Annotated in this window: 14 protein-coding genes; 4 read left to right on the top strand and 10 right to left on the bottom strand. The window is 39.8% G+C overall.

Features of this window, described 5'->3' with window-relative positions; all coding sequences use genetic code 11:
• Nucleotides 1–6: 6 nt before the first annotated feature.
• The 6 genes from ACXAFK_RS01810 to ACXAFK_RS01835 all read right to left on the bottom strand — a co-directional run bounded on the left by ACXAFK_RS01810 (nucleotide 7) and on the right by ACXAFK_RS01835 (nucleotide 7809).
• Nucleotides 7–513 (bottom strand): OmpH/Skp family outer membrane protein, encoded by a 507-nt coding sequence (locus ACXAFK_RS01810; RefSeq protein WP_224835966.1) that lies wholly within the window; start codon nucleotides 511–513, stop codon nucleotides 7–9.
• A 238-nt stretch (nucleotides 514–751) separates the two neighbouring features.
• Entirely contained in the window at nucleotides 752–1582 is an 831-nt protein-coding gene (locus tag ACXAFK_RS01815) for a class I SAM-dependent methyltransferase (RefSeq protein WP_474956603.1), read from the bottom strand.
• A complete protein-coding gene (locus tag ACXAFK_RS01820; RefSeq protein ID WP_224835968.1) occupies nucleotides 1560–2105 on the bottom strand; it encodes a hypothetical protein in 546 nt (181 codons plus the stop codon). Before ACXAFK_RS01820 ends, ACXAFK_RS01815 begins: the two co-directional genes overlap by 23 nt.
• 94 nt (nucleotides 2106–2199) lie before the next feature.
• Nucleotides 2200–4068 carry a tRNA uridine-5-carboxymethylaminomethyl(34) synthesis enzyme MnmG gene (gene mnmG, locus ACXAFK_RS01825; RefSeq protein ID WP_474956604.1) on the bottom strand — a complete coding sequence of 623 codons (1869 nt, stop codon included), beginning with the start codon at nucleotides 4066–4068 and terminating at the stop codon, nucleotides 2200–2202.
• 2 nt (nucleotides 4069–4070) lie between these two features.
• Nucleotides 4071–4490, bottom strand: a complete 420-nt coding sequence (ybeY, locus tag ACXAFK_RS01830; RefSeq protein WP_474956605.1) for an rRNA maturation RNase YbeY — start codon at nucleotides 4488–4490, stop codon at nucleotides 4071–4073.
• Entirely contained in the window at nucleotides 4483–7809 is a 3327-nt protein-coding gene (locus ACXAFK_RS01835) for a hypothetical protein (protein ID WP_474956606.1), read from the bottom strand. The genes ybeY and ACXAFK_RS01835 overlap by 8 nt, the downstream gene beginning before the upstream one ends.
• 261 nt (nucleotides 7810–8070) lie before the next feature.
• On the opposite strand from ACXAFK_RS01835, the gene gltX reads away from it, so the two are divergent.
• Nucleotides 8071–9567 carry a glutamate--tRNA ligase gene (gene gltX / locus ACXAFK_RS01840; RefSeq protein ID WP_474956607.1) on the top strand — a complete coding sequence of 499 codons (1497 nt, stop codon included), beginning with the start codon at nucleotides 8071–8073 and terminating at the stop codon, nucleotides 9565–9567.
• A gap of 92 nt (nucleotides 9568–9659) precedes the next feature.
• Entirely contained in the window at nucleotides 9660–10598 is a 939-nt protein-coding gene (locus ACXAFK_RS01845) for an SPFH domain-containing protein (RefSeq protein ID WP_224835973.1), read from the top strand.
• A gap of 65 nt (nucleotides 10599–10663) precedes the next feature.
• Here the strand turns inward: ACXAFK_RS01845 and ACXAFK_RS01850 are convergent, their stop codons facing one another.
• From ACXAFK_RS01850 to ACXAFK_RS01865, 4 genes are all read right to left on the bottom strand, one after another.
• Nucleotides 10664–10879: a DUF6327 family protein gene (locus ACXAFK_RS01850; RefSeq protein ID WP_224835974.1), complete on the bottom strand. Its 216-nt coding sequence runs from the start codon at nucleotides 10877–10879 to the stop codon at nucleotides 10664–10666.
• A complete protein-coding gene (locus ACXAFK_RS01855) occupies nucleotides 10876–11226 on the bottom strand; it encodes a phage holin family protein (RefSeq protein WP_224835975.1) in 351 nt (116 codons plus the stop codon). Before ACXAFK_RS01855 ends, ACXAFK_RS01850 begins: the two co-directional genes overlap by 4 nt.
• Before the next feature lie 3 nt (nucleotides 11227–11229).
• Nucleotides 11230–11559: a YtxH domain-containing protein gene (locus ACXAFK_RS01860; protein ID WP_224835976.1), complete on the bottom strand. Its 330-nt coding sequence runs from the start codon at nucleotides 11557–11559 to the stop codon at nucleotides 11230–11232.
• Between the two features lie 309 nt (nucleotides 11560–11868).
• Nucleotides 11869–13554, bottom strand: a complete 1686-nt coding sequence (locus ACXAFK_RS01865; protein WP_474956608.1) for a glutamine--tRNA ligase/YqeY domain fusion protein — start codon at nucleotides 13552–13554, stop codon at nucleotides 11869–11871.
• Between the two features lie 265 nt (nucleotides 13555–13819).
• Between ACXAFK_RS01865 and ACXAFK_RS01870 the strand changes: the two genes are divergently transcribed.
• Both ACXAFK_RS01870 and ACXAFK_RS01875 read left to right on the top strand, forming a co-directional pair.
• Nucleotides 13820–16078, top strand: a complete 2259-nt coding sequence (locus ACXAFK_RS01870; RefSeq protein WP_474956609.1) for a T9SS type B sorting domain-containing protein — start codon at nucleotides 13820–13822, stop codon at nucleotides 16076–16078.
• Nucleotides 16079–16084: 6 nt separating this feature from the next.
• Nucleotides 16085–18154 carry a PorP/SprF family type IX secretion system membrane protein gene (locus ACXAFK_RS01875; protein ID WP_474956610.1) on the top strand — a complete coding sequence of 690 codons (2070 nt, stop codon included), beginning with the start codon at nucleotides 16085–16087 and terminating at the stop codon, nucleotides 18152–18154.
• Nucleotides 18155–18159: the final 5 nt, after the last annotated feature.

Genomic DNA, 18159 nt, shown 5'->3' on the forward strand with positions numbered 1-18159 from the left:
ATAATTTTATTTTTCGTATTTATCGTTCAATATTTTTAGAATGGCATCGGTAACGTCATTTGTTTCGTCCCCATAAATAACGGAGCCCCCGTCGCCACCTCCAAGGATGTACGTGTAACCATTTGCCTCGCCATAGGCTTTTATTTCTTTTTTCACCTTTTTTACCAAGCTGTCCATCTCTGCCTGACTGGATTGCTGTAACTGCTGCTCTTCTTGTTGCAACTGTTGACCAACAAATTGCCCACGCTGTTGTAGTTGTGCGTATTCCTCTTGTGCATTTTTCTGTGACATTTTCTGCGCCTTGGTCTGAAACTGTTGCAATTCCAATTGAAAAGCTTGTGAAATACTATCTCTTTTTTTGCCCATGGCATCCGCTTTGGTTTTGAACCTGGCCTCAACATCTACTTTCTCTTGATACTCGTCCATGATTCGTACACTATCCACAAATGCGATTTTGTTCTGCTGACATGCCATGGCGGTTATGGCAATTACAAGCACTAGTAATTTTTTCATCATTAAGTTTTTATAGATGGCAAAAATAGAAAAGGTTTTCAAATAGGGATAATTAAGTTGGAACGTTCTAAAAAGTTAAAATTGGAACTATAAGCTTTTCTTATTTATAGTTTCGATTTCTATTGACCTCCCTTATGTTTTATGCGTTCAGAAACGGCTCTCTGAAAGCGTTTCTTTTTTGGCCAATGTAATTGCCCTATTTGGTGTGAAATGAGCTGTCCAAAAGGCTTAAAACGGCTTATTGCTTCTTTTTGAGAATATAAATCAGTGAAGAGTGTTCTTTGGTGAAGATGGCACTTAAATTTGACCATAGTCCAATAAAAAAGGCTTTGATCAGATAAAGCTTGTTGCCTTTGTATTTTTCTGAAAGCATGGAAACGTAAAATGCATCGAAGAGCATGGGTCTAATCTTTACCACTTCCATTTGATGTGCAGCAAATATTTTGGCGATCGCTGTTTTTGAAAAATGCCAAAGGTGCCTGGGAACATCGTAACCGGCCCAAAACGACCCATAATGGTTTGCATCATACGATTTAAAATTTGGGACAGCGATTACCATTACGCCGTCCTCTTCCAAAAGACCCACCAAAGTTTTAATATCTTTTTCCAAATCCGGTAAATGCTCTAGTACGTGCCAAAGGGTGATGGCTTGGAAACTATTAGTGTTTATCTCTTCTATTTTGGCGCTTAGCCCCACACCTTTTTTTAGAGCTAGTTCTCTAGCCTTGTTGTTAGGCTCCACCCCAAAGGCTTCAAATCCATGTTTCTTTGCCGTAAGCACAAAATCTCCTGTTCCTGCACCAATATCAAGTAGATTTATTTGTTTATTTACCTGATTATCAATTACTTGAACTTTACTTTGTAAATTTCTGCGCTTAACAACCTGGTACAATCTATCTGTAAAAGTATTTTGGGCATCGGTATGCGATATATAGTCCTCACTTTCGTAATATAAGTCAAGGCTTTCGGGTTGTGGTTTAGTAACCAACATATCCAGGTCTTGATCATGATGTAGTTCAAATTCTTCGCCTGAAACAGAAAAGTCTTTAGTTTTTAAAAACAAGCTCATTATAATTATCGGTGGCCAAATATTCTTTCTTCAAATCCCGAAGATAGGACAAAACCAATTCTCTTGAAACTGAATCGAACGATAAACAATCTTCTTCTGTTGCACTGAATATTTCTATGGCTATGTACCAATTTCCTATTCGTGTAGCATGGACATCCTCAAACATGGGATCCATATCGGCCGCTCGGCTTAATGCCACATCCAACGCCAAAGGAACCAGGTTTATGGTTTTGGTCGGAATCTCGACTTCGTAAAATGAAAAATAAAAGGTTTGGTCATTGATTGTAAATGGTACTTGCACATCCACGTAATAATCGTCCAGTTGATATTTTGTGTTTACATAATGGTAAAACTCGTCGGCATCTTTTGGGTCTTCGAAAACAAAAACTGTTTTCTTGGGCAGTCCCCTTTTAAACTTTTTCCCTTGGGTTATTTTATAGTCTTTTATAGTGGGGGCAATACGCAGTGGTATACATGAATGCAAAAACATAACCGCTAACGCAAGAAGTAGATGCTGTTTCATTTTACAAGTTGATTTGCAAATACAAATCAAAAATTGAGCCAATTACATCCGTCCAAAAAGATAATAGTTGTTCCACGTGGAACAGTTTGGCTCCTTATCGCCCCAAAAAGACTAAAAGTACGCTTATATCGGAAGGAGAAACACCACTTATACGTGAAGCTTGTGAAATGGTTGCCGGGCGAATATTCTCCAGCTTTTCTCTTGCCTCATACGAAAGTGATTTTAATTTTGAATAATCGAAATTATCCGGAATTCGGACATTTTCCAACCTCTGAAGTTTATCAGCGTTTGTCTTTTCTTTCTCTATATAACCGGAATATTTTACTTGGATCTCTGCTTGCTCCAGCACTTCGGAATCGAGCTCGTTTTCCTTCACAAATTGTGCGACAGCATCCAATTGAAGCATGTGATCCATAGTAACCTTTGGTCTTGAAAACACCTTGAATAGTTTATCCGACTGCTTTACCAAGGATGAATCGAGCCCTTCTAAAATGGGGTTGATTTCTTCCGTATTGAAACTGGTTTTTTTAAAAAAATGAACAAAAGCCTCAGACTTTTTCATTTTTTCTTCCATCCTGTTTACCCGTTCTTCTTTAACTAAACCGATTTGATATCCTTTTGGTGTTAAGCGTAAATCTGCGTTGTCTTGGCGTAGCAATGTTCTATATTCCGCCCTTGATGTGAACATACGATAAGGTTCCTCCGTCCCTTTGGTAATCAAATCATCGACTAAAACCCCAATATATGCCTCATCTCTTTTAAGTACAAAAGGTTCCTTTTCGTTAATTTTAAGATGGGCATTTATACCGGCCATTAACCCTTGGGAAGCCGCCTCTTCATAGCCAGTTGTGCCATTAATTTGTCCTGCAAAATAAAGGTTGTTCACCAACTTGGTTTCTAGGGTATGCTTTAATTGCGTTGGAGGAAAATAATCGTACTCGATTGCGTAACCAGGTCTAAAAAACTTTACATGCTCGAATCCCTTTACGGATTTTAAAGCTTTATATTGAACATCTTCTGGCAATGAGGTTGAGAAGCCATTTACATAAACCTCCACTGTGTTCCAACCCTCGGGCTCAACAAATATTTGATGAGAATCTTTATCTGCAAAACGATTGATCTTGTCCTCAATAGAGGGGCAATATCTGGGCCCTATACTTTTAATCCTACCATTGAACATTGGAGACCTTTCAAACCCTTCTCGCAATAAATCGTGAACCAATTTACTCGTATGCGTCATGTAACAATCTCTCTGTTCAGTAAGAACCGGTGTGTTTAAATACGAGAATTTTTCTGGCTGTGCATCTCCAGGCTGGGGAATCATTTTAGAATAATCCAAGGTCCTGCCATCCACTCTTGGCGGTGTTCCCGTTTTCATTCGTCCACTATCGAAACCAAGGTCAACTAACTGTTCAGTAATACCTGTCGCTGCTTTCTCGCCAGCTCTTCCTCCTCCCAATTGTTTTTCCCCGATGTGAATCAACCCATTTAAAAAAGTTCCATTGGTCAAGACAACCGCCTTGCCTCTAATTTCGAGCCCAAGACTTGTTTTTACGCCCACTACTTTATCGCCTTCAATCAACAAACCATTTACCATTTCCTGATAAAAATCGGCATTTGGTGTATTCTCCAAAGCCATGCGCCATTCCTCAGCAAACCGCATTCTATCGTTCTGTGCCCTTGGACTCCACATAGCGGGGCCTTTGGATTTGTTCAACATTTTAAATTGAATGGCCGACTTGTCCGTGATGATGCCGCTATATCCGCCCAATGCATCTATTTCTCGAACAATTTGACCTTTTGCAATTCCTCCCATTGCAGGGTTGCACGACATTTGCCCAATCGTTTGTAGGTTCATAGTGACCAACAAAGTGCTTGAGCCCATATTCGCGGCGGCAGCGGTAGCCTCCGCCCCAGCGTGTCCTCCGCCAACAACAATTACGTCATATTCCTTTTCAAACATAGCTATGGTTCCACGTGGAACATTTTAATTTTTTCATCTTCCTTTTTACGCATCAACTCTTTTTCGGCAACCGTTTTATCTTTATATCCAGTAAGGTGCAACACCCCATGGCTCATTATTCTGCGTAGCTCATCCAAAAAATCTTCCTTAAACTTTTTAGCGTTCTCCTCAACGCGCTCGGTAGAAATAAAAACATCGCCAGAAATAACCGATCCACCTGTATAATCGAAAGTAATGATGTCCGTTAACGTGTCGTGATTCAAGTACTCCTTGTTCAATTGTAACAAGTAATCATCTGTGCAGAAAATATAATCGATCTGACCCACCGAATAATTTTCTGAATCAACTACCCTAGTTATCCAATCTGAATACTTGGGTTCGTTCTCTAAAACAAAATCACTTTTAAAATGAAAATCAATCATTATCGAAATAAACCTTTACCTTCTTTTCAAAATTTTGGCGCAAAGGTAGTGCTTGTCTATTTAATATTTCAATGCTATTTCTATAATCCCGAAGGAGCTCCGGTCGTGTAGTAATGGGGTTATCGAATCTTTTAATGTTAGTACTACTTTCCCTTTCTTTTTTCTTACCTTGCTCCATAGCCGCATTTTCGAGTTTCATCAATTGATGTTGAATGTTGTTCGCCTTGCTCTGGGTGCGTTCCGTAATACCGTTCTGCAGCAGGTCATTTTCAAATTCTTCCATTAATTGAACCAGCTTTTTAGCGAGATTTTTATCAGATTCTTGTAACATATCCTCTAATTGCTGTTCCAACTTTTCCCTTAAATATTGCTGTTCCTTATAAATTTCGTAAACCTCGTTCAAGTCCATTTCACCAATACCATTGCCTCCCTCTTGCTCGCCTTTTTGCTCTTTCCTATCAGAACTTCCCGTAGAACCAGATTCTCCTTTCTCTCCTTTGTTTCCACTACCTTGGCCGCCAGTATTCCCCTCTTCTTGACCGCCACTATTCTTACCGGGCTCCTGGCCTTCACCTTGGGATTGTTGTCCCTGTTTACCACTCCCGTTCATTTTTTCCTGGATATCCTTTTGCCCTTGAATGATATCCGGTAATTGAAAATCCTGACCAGACCCCTTACCCTGTCCGGGTTGCATGTTTTGTTGCATATTATCCAGCACATTGGCCAAAAAATCAGCCAATGCATTTGTGGCGTTAATAACATATTGCTGATAAGATGCTCCTTGATAAATCTGATTTTCGGCTATACTTTCCAATGATTTGTCTATGTTATAATACACTTCGGTTATTTGCTCATTGACAAATTCAGACAATTCAGCCCTGCGCAGTGAAAGCGCAAATAGACTATCATCCACATGTTCGAACAACCTACGTAAGTTTTGTTGGTTTTTTACTGTTCTTGAAAATTGAGAAATGTCAACATCGGCATTCTGAATGTTATCGTATAAATTTTCTTGTTGAAAAGAAAATGTTACCAAATTATCCAATATTTGCCTTATCATTTCTGCGTCCTCAGCATCTGTTTCACCTCCGGCGGAACTGGCGCTGGATTTCATGGACTGGCTCATTTCATTCATTTTCTGGGCTGCGGACTTTTGCTTTTTGGAAGCGTTGCTTCCAGCTTGTTGTCTCTCTTCCGTTTGAGAAGATTCTTCCAAGCCTTGATGCTTATTAATTTCATCTAGCGCCTCCTCTTGATCCTGTTTTATAGCATCTGTCTTTTTCTTATCCGTACCTAAGTCCAATGGTTTTTGAAGCTTATCATTGTCCTTCTCCAGGTCTCGTATCTCGTTTTCCAGCTCCTTAAATTCATCATTTAATTTGTTCTGCTCATTGTCACTAAAATCCTGACCCAATTTTAATTCCGACAATATTTCTTGCTTCTTAGCTAGTTGTTCAAGATTATTGGCTATTTGATTGGCTTTCTCAGTAACGTAGTACTTTTTGGTCAATTCCAAGATCTGTTCGAGGTTCCTTGTATTCTTACTTTGATTTTTACCTAGCTCCTCCAGCCTGTTCTGAAACTCTTCCTTTTCTAATTTTTCAACGATTTTATTTAATTCTTCCAAAAGCTCGGCATTCTTCTTAGCCTCTGCCTCTTGTCGTTCCAAACGTTCCTGAAGCATTTTTTTAAGCTCAGTATCCTGCGAACTTCTCTCTATACTTTTGTTCAAATCATTGCTGAATTTTTGCATCAGCTCTTCCTGTTGTTTTTGCTTGTTCAAAAAATTCTTTATATGGTTTTTCTCTTCATAATTAAGCGCCTTTTCCTCCTTTTGTAAATTGGAAATCTCGGACAGTTTATCTTCTTGTTTCTTATATTCTTCCAATGTATTATCCAACTTTTTCAAAGTAGTGCTCTGATGCTCCATCTCCCTGTCTATCAACTCTTTATCACTATATATAGTGGCATTAAACGTAGCACTTTTTGTCACCTTGCCGCCTCTAATTCCATCATTATCAACAATTTCGAAAAACAGCTTGTACTGTTTACCACTTTCCAATGCCAATCCAGAAGGAAAAGTGTAGTAAAACTGATATACATTGCTATTTGGCTTTTCCAAAGACAAGCGTTGCTGGTTTTCTAAATCATCCGTTGGGTAAACCACCAAACGAATATCACTTATCCCATGATCATCGGCCGCTTCCCCAATAAAATATGATTCGTTCGGGTTCAATGAATCCAATACTTGATCTACTTGTACCGTAGCTTTTTGATCTTTGACCACGTTTAAACGATACGAGAGTTTTTCAAAATCTTTAACCCTCCCATTGGATGTACGCAGCTCATAATCATAATCGTTAAATATTTTTCTATCAATATTAAATAGATCACCATCTTTTTGAAAAGCAAGGACTGTATCCATAGCTATCATCTTTATGTCTTCAACATAGTTTCCTAAAATATTCCATGTCACCTTGGTGCCTTCCGGGATATCAGCATTCCCAGTACCACTAACCTTCTCAGACACCCGGTTTAAATATTTTGGAAAATCCAACTCCAACGTAAAATCCACCAATGTTGGAGTCCTATAACTATTTACAGTGTATGTTCTGGAATTCCATCCATTAGCGGAAAAATAGAACTTTGAATTTAATACTGGCGCTTGAAAAGTATATTCATAAAAATCGTTCTTTTTCTGCATTAACAACGGCTCATTATTAACAACGATCTCCACTTGATCGGGACGAACTTCGCCAACCGTTCTAACCTGGATTAGTAAGGCTTGGCTGTCCATAACCTCTAATGTGTTGTTCAATAAAACAAATGAAAAAGGTGCAGGTCTCTCAAAGGCGGTGTCGTATTGCACAACCCTTTTATGGGAGTTGAAAAACGATACCAAATCTCCTGTTAACCAAATAAAAACTAAAAGCATCAGGGGTATTACCACATATTTTGCATACCTATAGCTTTCTCTATAATCCACTGCTTTTGTAAAGGGTACCGGCTTTAGTTGTTCGGCTCTTTGATCAATACTTGCCAACAACAATTCTGTTTTTTCATTGTTATCCGATAGTTCCAATAAATTATAGAGTTTATCTCCTACCTCTGGAAAATGTGACCCAATAAGTTTAGAGGCGTCTTTTGTATCAATTCCATTTCGGATTTTAAAAAGATAAAGCAAAGGAACCACTATATAACGGTACAATAAATACAGCTCCACCAAAATAAAAACACAGAACAGCACCATTCTCCAAGCATTATCCAACCAGAGCCAGTATTCAAATCCAACAACAACAAACCAAAAAATTGTTCCCAAGCTTAAAAACAAGAACAAACCTTTAATCAATTCTTTAGTATAAAATCGTTTAGTGAAGTCCTCTAACTTATCTAATATGTGCTGATATCCATTCACAATAATGCATTTGTCTTACCAAATTACCTGATCCTTAGTAAACCAACAGAAAAATTTTGTTAAACCTTACTCTTTTCCAATTATCCCAACTACAGAAAGCAAACATCCAAAATCTTTCCAATTCGTGTGGGGGAACGTATCTTTGCGAGCAAATCCAACACTGTTATGAGTCAGAAAGTACGTGTCCGTTTTGCACCTAGTCCCACCGGCCCCCTTCACATAGGAGGCCTGCGAACCGCATTGTTCAATTATTTGTTCGCCAAAAAAAACAATGGTGATTTTATACTTCGTATAGAAGATACCGATCAGAACAGGTTCGTAGAGGGTGCCGAACAGTATATTATAGACTCCTTACACTGGTCCGGAATTCCCTTTGATGAGGGTCCAGGCAAAGAAGGTGCTTTTGGTCCATATCGTCAAAGTGAACGAAAACATCTCTACAAACAATATGCTCTTGATCTTATTGCAAAAGATAAAGCCTATTACGCTTTTGATACCCCGGAAACCTTAGATCATCACAGAAAAGACCATGAGGCCAAAGGCAAAACATTTATTTATAATTGGCATAACCGTCTAAAACTGACCAATTCCCTATCTCTATCCCCGGAAGAAGTAAAATCAAAAATTGATAATGGTGAGGATTATGTTATTCGATTTAAATCGCCGGAGAACCAACAACTCATTCTCAACGATAGCATTAGAGGTGAAATCAAAATAGACACCAATATTCTGGATGACAAAGTTTTGTTTAAAAGTGATGGTATGCCCACATACCATTTAGCCAATATCGTTGATGATCATCTAATGGAGATTTCCCATGTGATCCGTGGTGAAGAATGGTTGCCCTCTTTGGCGTTGCACCAACTACTTTATGATGCATTTGGTTGGAAGGCACCCGAATTTGCACACCTACCATTGATCATGAAGCCAGTAGGGAAAGGGAAATTAAGCAAGCGTGATGGAGAAAAGGGAGGTTTTCCTGTTTTCCCACTAAGCTGGAACCAATCCTTGGGTTATAAAGAAGCTGGTTTTTTTCCCGAGGCGGTGATCAACTTTTTGGCGCTTCTCGGTTGGAACCCTGGAACCGAACAAGAAATATTCAGCCTACAAGAATTGGTAAACGCTTTTTCGCTGGAACGTGTAAACAAGTCGGGGGCGCGTTTCGATCCAGAAAAAAACAATTGGTATAATCAACAGTGGCTACAAAAAAAGAGCGACGATGAACTCGCCCAACTATTTACTGTAGATCTTGAATCCAAAGGAATTTCAGCAAATTCTAGTTACATAAAACAGGTAGTTTCTTCGATAAAAGAGCGTGCTGTATTTGTGAAGGATTTTTGGGAACTATCCGATTATTTCTTCACGGCGCCCACCACTTACAACGAAAAAGCGGTAAAAAAGCAATGGAAAGAGGATACGCCGGACATTATGAAGGGAGTTATTGATATACTAAAAGGTATAACCGACTTTGAGTCTAACATTGTAGAAGAAAAAGTTAAGGCTTGGATAGGACAAAAAGAGCTTTCGTTCGGTAAGGTTATGCCTCCGCTGCGTTTGGTGATCGTTGGAGATATGAAAGGGCCGCATCTATTCGACATTATGGCTTTAATTGGTAAAGAAGAAAGTGTAAAACGCATAAGTACGGCCATTGAACAACTTTAGATTTTCAAGGACTGTAACAATATTTAATAATTGACTACTAATACATTGGTCGAGTTTTATAATTTCCATTTCTAACATAAAATCTAAACACTATGGGCAACTATTTACTAATACCTATTGCGTTTGTCGCGCTTATTATTTTATTCAAATTTTTCTTTATCGTAAAGCAACAGACCGCTGTTGTTGTTGAGCGTTTTGGTAGATTTCAGAGTATCCGTAATTCAGGATTACAAATGAAAATCCCACTTGTTGATCGAATCGCCGGCAGACTGAGCTTAAAGATCCAGCAGCTGGATGTAATCGTTGAGACCAAAACATTGGACGACGTTTTTGTAAAGTTGAAGGTGTCCGTGCAATACGTTGTAATCAGAGAAAAAGTATACGAAGCATTCTATAAATTGGAATATCCGCATGATCAAATTACCTCTTATGTTTTTGATGTTGTGCGTGCAGAAGTTCCAAAAATGAAGCTGGACGACGTTTTCGTTAAAAAAGATGATATCGCCATCGCGGTAAAATCAGAATTGCAAGATGCCATGCTCGAGTATGGATACGATATAATAAAGACCCTCGTTACCGACATTGATCCAGATGCGCAGGTAAAAGCCGCAATGAACCGAATAAATGCATCGGAGCGCGAGAAAATTGCAGCACAGTTTGAAGGTGATGCCCAACGTATCCTTATAGTGGAAAAAGCTAAGGCCGAAGCAGAAAGTAAGCGTTTGCAAGGTCAAGGTATAGCCGACCAACGCAGGGAAATTGCACGTGGACTGGAAGAATCTGTTGAAGTATTGAACAAAGTGGGCATAAATTCCCAAGAAGCATCTGCATTGATCGTTGTTACCCAACACTACGATACCTTGCAGGCCATTGGTGAAGAAACCGACACCAACCTGATTCTATTGCCCAACTCCCCTCAAGCGGGTAGCGATATGTTGAACAATATGGTAGCATCCTTTACAGCAAGTAACCAAATCGGAGAGGCCATGAAACGTAAACAAAACGAAAAAGATTCGGGCACAACCGAATAACTCTTTGTAATGAACAATAAAAAAGGCTCCCGATCGGGAGCCTTTTTTGTGCTGGTTACCAAATTCTAACCTAACTTTCTAAGCAATTTTTTTGCCACCAAAGAGATTGCGATTTTTTGGAACAATGGGGCCAAACCTCCCAATATATTGGCTGGGTAAAATTCCTCTTTGGTATTCTGTACCGCTAATTTTACCTTTTCCTCTTGTATCTGCCTTTGTAACTTTAGGATTTTAAGGTCTCGATCTATTTCTTCAAAAGATGTGTATTCGGTATGCATCATAACTCATCAAAATAAAATTTAGAAAATCGTTTTAAAAGTGGCTTTTCTATCCTTTTTCTGAGAATAAAAAGAACAATACCTATCAGTACATAAAAGCATCCTACAATTAAAAAGCCCGTTGCGGTATTGCCCGTCCATGATCCCAACCAAAAAGCAGCGCTTATCGATAAAAACAAAAGGGCAATGGATGCAAAGCCACCTATAAACAATGCTTTTGTGGCCATAGTGATTCCTTTCATCATGGACTTAAAACTCTGCAGTCTGTATAGGTCCAAGCTGTTTTTTAGGTAGTTCTTCACACCATCCTCTACATAGCCCACTTGCTCTTTAATGTCTTCGAATGCCATATATTACTTTTGAAGTTGGGCATTCTTTTCTCTAAGATCTTCCAGCTTTTTCTCCAATGCTACTAAAATATCATCGGCCTTATAGCTCATATTGGAAAGGGTATCCTCCAATTTTTCCTCAAATTCGACTTTTTTGGCATCCGCCGTTTTAGAGAACTCATCCTTGGCGTTGTGAAGACTTTGTGCAAGATCGTCTTTGGCCTTAACGGCACTTTTTTTAATTTTCTTTCTGGTTTTCTTTCCTTTGTCCGGAGCATATAAAATTCCTATTCCGGCACCCACAACGGCTCCAGTTAATAATGCGGTTAATACGTTTCCTGTGTTATTTGACATAATGTTATCTATTTTTGATTAAACTTTGTTTTAACAAACCAATCAGTCGGATTATAAATCGGATGATCAATTGATTTATTCCAAAATTAAAGCGCCAAAAGAACGATGATCGATTCAATCGCTCTAATCCTTGACGCTTTAGATAACTTTTGACAAAATATTAAGAATAAAGCCTTTTAAGCAACCATAGTGGTCCACATCATACAAATAGATTCCAGAAAAACAAAACGCTTGCAAAACGCAAATAAAAAGCAGCTTTTAGATAAGGTAACTCAATGGACAACAAGTACAGAATAAATAAGTCTTATACTATCCTTTTTGCTCCAATTTGGCCCAAGTGTCCCTTAAAGTTACCGTTCTGTTGAACACCAACTTTTCTGGAGTGGAATCTTTATCAACATTAAAATATCCCATACGTTGAAATTGCATTTGGTCTCCAACTTGTGAATCTTTGAGACTCGGCTCCAAATAACCTGTTACCTTTTGTAATGAATTTGGATTAACAAAATCGAAAAAATCCTTGTCCTTATGACCATCTGGTGTTGGGTCCGTGAACAAACGATCGTACAATCTAACCTCGGCTGTAATGGCATGTGGTACAGAGACCCAGTGTAAAGTTCCCTTCACTTTTCGAAGACTTTCTTCGGTGCCGGAGCCACTTTTGCTTTTTGGATCGTAAGTACATTGCACTTCGGTAATATTACCTTCGTTATCCTTTGTGCAGGTTTCGGCTTTAATAATGTATCCATTCTTTAAACGTACTTCACCACCAAGTTTTAACCTAAAGAATTTTCTGTTGGCCTCTTCTCTAAAATCTTCCTGTTCTATATAAATTTCCCTGGAAAATGGTACTTGTCGACTTCCTGCGGACTCATCCTCCGGATTGTTCTCGGCCACCAACCATTCTTCTTTTCCTTCTTCATAGTTGGTGATAACCACTTTTAATGGGTTTAAAACGCCCATGACCCGTGGTGCAATTTTATTTAAATGCTCCCTAACACAAAAATCCAATAACGAGACATCTACCACGTTTTCCCTTTTAGCAATACCAATGGTATCCGCAAAATTTCTAATGGACTCTGGTGTAAAACCTCTTCTTCGCAATCCAGAAATTGTTGGCATCCTTGGGTCGTCCCACCCGGAAACAACACCCTTTTCCACTAATTGCAGCAGTTTACGCTTGCTCACAACGGTATGGCTTAGGTTCCTACGGGCAAATTCCCGTTGTTTTGGCCTAAGTTTATTCGAAGATACCACTTGGTCTAAAAACCAATCGTAGAGCTCCCTGTGGGGCAAAAACTCCAATGTACACAAAGAATGAGATACTTGTTCAATATAATCGCTTTCGCCATGCGTCCAGTCGTACATGGGATATATACACCAATCGGTATTTGTTCTGTGATGTGCTTTGTGTAAAATTCGGTACATTACCGGATCACGCATCAACATATTGGAAGATGCCATGTCAATCTTAGCCCTAAGGACATGTTCCCCGTCTTTAAACCGCCCCTCTTTCATACCTTCAAAAAGTTCTAAATTCTCTTCAACGGAACGATTTCTGTACGGACTTTCCTTACCTGGTTCGGTAGGTGTACCTTTTTGTTTGGCAATTTGTTCGGAAGTTTGGCTATCTACATAAGCCTTTTTCTCCTTAATCAAGTATACGGCCCAATCGTACAACTGCTGAAAATAATCTGATGCATAACACTCTTTGTCCCATTTAAACCCAAGCCATTCCACATCGTTTTTAATCGCTTCGACATACTCTTTCTCCTCCTTGGCCGGATTGGTGTCGTCAAAACGTAAATTAACAGGTGCGTTGTACCGTAATCCCAATCCAAAATTGAGACAAATGGAACTTGCATGTCCAATATGCAAATATCCATTGGGTTCAGGAGGAAATCGGAACCTTAAATCGTTCTTGGTATACCCCTTGGTAAGGTCCTCCTCGATAATGTGTTCTATAAAATTGAGCGATCTAGCTTCTTCTGACATACCCTTGATTTGATGCGCAAATGTAGTAAAATCCCATGTTGATAGCTATTTTTAGTGCATCTGTGTATACAAAGTAGGCATTTTCACAACAGATTTTCAGCGACCTACAACAATATCTTTCCATTCGTCGAAAATAGAATCATATTTGTTATTGGATTACTATATGAAAAAGAGACGCCTGAACACCGTCTTTTGAAAGAATTACTATTAAGGGGCACAAACTAACAGGGCTATATGGCCCATAACCTCTTAAAATCTAACGGTGATGAAAAAAAGTAATTCAACAAATAGCATTTTAGTTCTGGCCTTGGCTTTTGTGCTATTTGGTACCCTGAGCGTACACGCTCAAATTCTCAACAAACCTGTACCCGCAGACAACCCCAACCTAGCCGGAAATTCCGCTTGGACCGCGGTTTGTGCATCGGCAGGTTTTAACGAATACTTCGTAAACTTTACTTGGCTACCGCCCATGGTGGACAGTAGCAACGAATTTATCCTTGAATTATCGGATAGCGATGGATACTTTTCTTCACCTACCGAACTAGCCAGGGTTAGCGACAAAAACGGAACTTTTGATTTTGAGTTTGAGTTTGCCCTGCCAACGAACATGAGAGGTGACAACTTTAAAATGAGGGTACGCAGCACCAGCCCGGCCAAGACCAGTCCGCCGTCTGATGCATTTTCCATGTACTTTATCGACTATAGTTCACCATTGCTAATTAGTGAGAACGGGAGCGGAACCATCCCTTCCGGAGGCCAGATTCAAATCTGTGGGGGAGGATCGGTAACCTTAAAGCCACACAATATCCCAAATGCAGATTCTTATATCTACAATTGGTACCGAAGCGGTACACTACTTCCTCAAAAATCAGAGAGCATCACCGTTTCTGATCCTGGAATGTACTACGTAGAATTGGATTATGGCAATTGTTCGGGCTCGGCCAACACCTTGTCCAATACCATAGAAATAACTACTGGAACCAGTTCTGGGCTTGCTATTAACGGAGCCAGTACCATTGAGGTTTGTCCCGGTGCAACACATCTTTTGGAGGCGAACATCAGCGGAATGGGCTATACCTATACCTGGTATAAAAACGGAAATATAGTCAGTGGCCCTACGGTTAATGGTAGCTCGTATACAGTAAATGCCAACATCTCAGGGTTTGAAGGTTCTTATGTTGTTGAAATAGAAGGTGCAGGCATATGCAAAGAATCATCCGATGCCGTCAACATAACTAGTTCAGGTTCTTTTGATATCACTTTGGACCATGAAGAAAGTATTGTTTTGCTTCCGTCTCAGAATAAAACCTTATCCGTGAGTACCAGTGCGACCAATGCTACCTATCAATGGTATAAAAATGGTTCGCCCATTACCGATGCAACCAATAGTTCGTTGGATATTGATACTGTGGGCGAGTACTATGTGGAAGTAACCGAAAATGGTGGTCCGTGTACCCCGGCACCTATAGCTTCCGCTACTACAACAGTGGTTTCACCAGATTCCTTTGAACTCGTAATCGACTATGTGGGCACTTACACTTCTTGTGCGAGTACCGACGCAACCATGAGCTTAACGACTATAAATGCCGTTGGCGAAAACGGCTCCAAAACAGATGTTACGGCCGATCTACAAAGTTCTTTCAGTTACCAATGGAAGCAAGATGGAACCAACATAGCTGGGGAAAACTCCAAAACTATCACCATATCCGATCAAGAGGGCAATGGAAATTATACCTTATTTGGATCTATAGACACTTTTGATGCTATTTCCAATGGACTTGAAGTTCGACTAGCTTTGAATGAATCCTTGGCAATAACCGCAAATAGCACGGTGCTCTGTGAAGGAGGAGAAGCTATTGTATTAAATAGTGGATTGGATCTTACCGACCAAACCTTTGAATGGCAAAAAGATGGTACCGTAGTAGATACGGCTTCTGAAGCACTTACCGTAACCGCTGCCGGTGTATATCAATTGATCATAAACACAAATGATTGTCCATTGATTTCCAATGAGGTGACCATAACTAATTTTGATGAGTCTTTACTGGTACTGGATAAATCCAAAGACCTCATCATAATCGAAGGGGAAACCGAAACAATTACCGCTAGCGGTGCCGACTCCTATGAGTGGTACGATGCTGGCAACAACCTAATATCATCCAGTAATTCTTACGATTTTACAGAAGAAGGAGAATACTTGCTAATTGCCAGCTTTGGTACATGTACCCTTAGCAAGGTGATCACAATAACCTATAGGGATATGTTTGCCATACCGAACGTTATAACTACGAACGGTGATGGAATCAACGACCTTTGGGTTTTGCCGAACACTTATTCCAGAGACCCCAACGTTCTCGTTACCATATTTAATGAGCGCGGAGAACAGGTATTCAGCCAAGCCGGCTACGAAAATAATTGGCCTCAATCCACCACATCCTTTAACAAACAGAGCATGATTTTCTATTACAAGATCACGCGAGGTGGTAAAAGCCTTAAACAAGGAACTATCACAGTTATTAAATAAGCAGCAATGCAAATCAACAAACCTCTACTATTACTAACTTTCTTGCTACTTGCCTTCTCACCAACGAGAGGACAGGAAGAAGAAGTGTACGTACCCTATAACGTGCCTTCTCAAAACCTTTTGAAGTTCAATCGGTTCTTGTTGAACCCCACCTTTTCCACGGTTCGGGAAGACAAGTCGTACATCAATCTATTCCATAGAAACCAATCGGTATCTTTTGATGACAATAACCAGGTTTACTTCTTGAGCTATAGTGGTAGAGTTAGCGATAGAAGTGGTGTGGGTTTGAGCTTGTTCACCAACAGGGAAGGGCTGTTCAACAATTTTGGTGTACATGCCAACTACGCCTATGGTGTTAGGCTAAGCACCAACAGTACTTTTACCTTTGGTGCTAATGTTAGCTACTACCAAAGTGCATTTAACCAAGATCGGGTAAACTCTGTTGAAGATGACCCGTTTTTGAATACCTTGGAAAGTAGCTCCTTGGTAAGCTTTCAACCAGGATTCAACTTCTCCATTGGTAAATTCGATATTGGTGGCTTTGCAGAGAACCTTTTCGATTATAATCTTAAAACCAGCGAATCGGTAACCGATTTTAACGAAAAAACCTATTCCGGTCACTTACAATATACCCATCAGTTCGAAAACGGAACAGGTATTATGGAACAGGCCCGTTTAATGCCATTGGCAAGGGTGCGCAAAGTAGGTGAAGAAGAAATTACCCTTGGTGGTAACCTTATTTTGGATTTGCCAAAACTAGGGTGGGTGCAAGCTGGCTACGATGACTTTTATGGTGCATCGGCAGGTTTAGGATTTAACCTTACCAAAAATATATCGCTGGGTTATACAGTAGAAAAAGGATTGTCCAACGAGTTCGAAAACTTTGGGGTCACCCACGAAATCTCTCTCGCCTATTCCTTTACCCCCAATCTAACGGAAGACAGGGTAATGTTGGAAAAAGAAGGAGAAGACTTAGTGTCGAACGAAGAAGATGTACCCCAGGACAGTTTAAGCATTACCGATAAAGATCTAGAAATAGCCCAATTAAAAGATAAATTGGCAGAAAACGATGCCATTCTCGATGAATTGCTCATGCGTCAAGATTCCATAGAATCCAACCGTAGGCAAGATCTTGAAAAACGCTTTGAGACCGTTATGAAGATGGTACAGCGCGAAACCCGTGGACAAAACCCGGAGCTGGAGGAAAAGGCCAAAGAAGTGTACTTCGCCAATATGGACAGTGCCGATATCGTAACAAGAAAAAAGCAACCGCTTGCCAACCATGGTCTATCCAATACTACAGCTACCAAAAAGGTAATAAAGATCAACGAGGCAAAAGATAATACCAATAAGGCCTATGCCTCAACTGCAAGGGCAAAACAGGACAGAACCTATAGAAATACAAAAAACAATAAAGTAAAATTCAAAGCTCATGTTGTTCCAAATGTGGAAAGCGGACATTACTTGATCGCCAATGTGTTTAGGGACAAGGACAATCTGCATTCTTTTATAGAAAAACTACAGGCACAAGGCATTGAGGCCGATTACTTTGAAAATCCAAAAAACGGACTCAACTATGTTTATATCGCCGAGTTTAACGACAAGAAAGAAGCCTTACATGCCTATCGCACAAAAATGAACGGCACTTACCAAGGAGACGCCTGGGTAATGAACGTAAACGGAGGAAACTCGCCAATTGCTGGATACAATGAAGAAAGCAATACTAAAAAATCCAAATATGGAAATAGCTTGTTGTCCAAAAACATCGCAGCAAATTCTGGAGGAAAACGCCATGTGGTAATAAGAACCCATTCTGGAGAAGGATTGCCCGAAGGGTATTACATTATTGCCAATGTGTTCGAAAACTCTACAAGCGCGAAAGAATTTGTTAAAGAACTAAATGCCAGAGGACTACATGCCAGTTATTTTATAAGCCCCCAGGACAAGCACAGGTATGTGTACTTAAAGAAACACGATACTTGGAGCAATGCATTGACCTCTTACTATACCAAACTCAACGCATCGTATGAAGACGATATGTGGATCATGCGAATAAAACCAAACACAACCATTTAACCACC

The sequence above is a fragment of the Flagellimonas sp. ABD4_174 genome (assembly GCF_056160185.1).

Coding starts and splice junctions, on each gene's coding strand:
- ACXAFK_RS01815 (WP_474956603.1), bottom strand. CDS start 1,582: ATGAGCTTGTTTTTAAAAACTAAAGACTTTTCTGTTTCAGGCGAAGAA.
- gltX (WP_474956607.1), top strand. CDS start 8,071: ATGAGTCAGAAAGTACGTGTCCGTTTTGCACCTAGTCCCACCGGCCCC.
- ACXAFK_RS01820 (WP_224835968.1), bottom strand. CDS start 2,105: ATGAAACAGCATCTACTTCTTGCGTTAGCGGTTATGTTTTTGCATTCA.
- ACXAFK_RS01870 (WP_474956609.1), top strand. CDS start 13,820: ATGAAAAAAAGTAATTCAACAAATAGCATTTTAGTTCTGGCCTTGGCT.
- mnmG (WP_474956604.1), bottom strand. CDS start 4,068: ATGTTTGAAAAGGAATATGACGTAATTGTTGTTGGCGGAGGACACGCT.
- ybeY (WP_474956605.1), bottom strand. CDS start 4,490: ATGATTGATTTTCATTTTAAAAGTGATTTTGTTTTAGAGAACGAACCC.
- ACXAFK_RS01875 (WP_474956610.1), top strand. CDS start 16,085: ATGCAAATCAACAAACCTCTACTATTACTAACTTTCTTGCTACTTGCC.
- ACXAFK_RS01845 (WP_224835973.1), top strand. CDS start 9,660: ATGGGCAACTATTTACTAATACCTATTGCGTTTGTCGCGCTTATTATT.
- ACXAFK_RS01855 (WP_224835975.1), bottom strand. CDS start 11,226: ATGGCATTCGAAGACATTAAAGAGCAAGTGGGCTATGTAGAGGATGGT.
- ACXAFK_RS01810 (WP_224835966.1), bottom strand. CDS start 513: ATGAAAAAATTACTAGTGCTTGTAATTGCCATAACCGCCATGGCATGT.
- ACXAFK_RS01865 (WP_474956608.1), bottom strand. CDS start 13,554: ATGTCAGAAGAAGCTAGATCGCTCAATTTTATAGAACACATTATCGAG.
- ACXAFK_RS01860 (WP_224835976.1), bottom strand. CDS start 11,559: ATGTCAAATAACACAGGAAACGTATTAACCGCATTATTAACTGGAGCC.
- ACXAFK_RS01850 (WP_224835974.1), bottom strand. CDS start 10,879: ATGATGCATACCGAATACACATCTTTTGAAGAAATAGATCGAGACCTT.